This is a genomic window from Moorena sp. SIO3I6 (assembly GCF_010672095.1).
Genome location: NZ_JAAHHU010001394.1, coordinates 1 through 1341 on the forward strand (window position 1 = coordinate 1; position 1341 = coordinate 1341).

Below are 1341 nucleotides of genomic sequence, written 5' to 3' on the forward strand. Positions count from 1 at the left end.
GGGCTGAATCGTTAACGCCCACCGATAAAATAATGGCATCTGGTACACGGTTTCTGAGTTCACCACGACTGCGAAATTCATGTTCTAGTCGCTTGTGGACTTGGGTAACCCCATCACCCCGAACTCCTAAATTGTAGAGTACATGACCAGGACTATCGGGTAACATCCACTGACGTCGCAGTCGCTCTACCCAGCCGCCACCTTCTGGGTCTCCAAATCCATAGATCAGACTATCTCCGAGGACAACGAACTTCAGGGGAGTTATTTGGCGCTGATGGAATGACTCAAAGCTAGGAGCGGCAAGTGTTTGCATAGACAAGATTTATTTGGTCAGATAATTGTTAACAACTCGACACACTCAAGATAGCTTAGCAATGGTATGATCTTTTGTATATGTAAAAGGTAAATGTACCACAGGAGTAAATCAAGGTACTCTCACCCCTAAGGTCGCCCATGGATGCGATCGCATCCAAGCGATACTATTTAGAGATACCATGTAAAGACTCCATTTACACAGAAATTACCCATTGCCCCCTAGAGGTCTCTTGCCTTGGGAAACTTTACTCAGTAGTAACTCCCTGAGCAAGGAGGGTTAAGGGGTGAAAACCAACTAAACTCCGTAAGTCCTATTACAGATGGCATTTATACATAATCCGATTTACAGATGACCCCATTTACACATAAGTAGGCTGGGATAGTTTGGTAGAACTTCCCAGCCTTGGTTAGATATATAGTTTCGGTATAGTTAGTAGATTCGGTATAGATAGTACAAATTGACTGTTCTTTCTTATTATTGTCATAGATACCAAGCAATGTAAGTAGAAATCCCCCAACTTCACAAATTCTTTCACTTTTTGATGGTATATTATTAACCTCAAGAAAACTTTTGTGACTTGTATCAAGGGTAACCCCTAGTTGAGAAGTCAAGTATGCTAGGCTAGAGGGGGCGATACTGATTTTAAGCAGAAATAGCAATACCTGATAAATCTTATGCTGCACAAAAGCTATAACTTTGATTCAATCGACATTCTGCAACGGACGGAGCAGCTAGTAAGTGCAGCTTCTAATCGTTATCGGATCACTGTACAACTGGCCAACCGTGCCAAGCGCCGTCGCTTCGAAGATTTTGAAAGTCTAGATGAGCCATCCATGAAGCCAGTGCTGCGAGCAATTGTTGAGATGTCTGATGAACTGACGCAGCCAGAGATTATTGCGGACTAAGTTATTGTGCTGAGTGAGTCAGTGGGTTAGAGCGTCAGGGGCAAGAATAGTTCATCCTTAAGAGCAAGGAGACTCCCGTTATACCCATAGGGTTAGCGGGAGACGGGGCTTATAAAGTGC

General features: G+C 43.6%; 2 protein-coding genes. One reads left to right on the plus strand and one right to left on the minus strand.

Features of this window, described 5'->3' with window-relative positions; translation table 11 throughout:
* Nucleotides 1–313 (minus strand): GDSL-type esterase/lipase family protein (locus F6K49_RS49630; RefSeq protein ID WP_293110166.1); only part of this gene is annotated, 313 nt, incomplete at its 3' end.
* A 677-nt stretch (nucleotides 314–990) separates the two neighbouring features.
* Here F6K49_RS49630 and F6K49_RS49635 point away from each other — a divergent pair.
* On the plus strand, nucleotides 991–1221 hold the full coding sequence (locus F6K49_RS49635; RefSeq protein WP_070393102.1) for a DNA-directed RNA polymerase subunit omega: 231 nt from the start codon (nucleotides 991–993) through the stop codon (nucleotides 1219–1221).
* Nucleotides 1222–1341 lie beyond the last annotated feature (120 nt).

Bases quoted from the DNA above. Each gene is read 5' to 3' on its own strand.
- F6K49_RS49635 (WP_070393102.1), top strand. From the start codon at position 991: ATGCTGCACAAAAGCTATAACTTTGATTCAATCGACATTCTGCAACGG.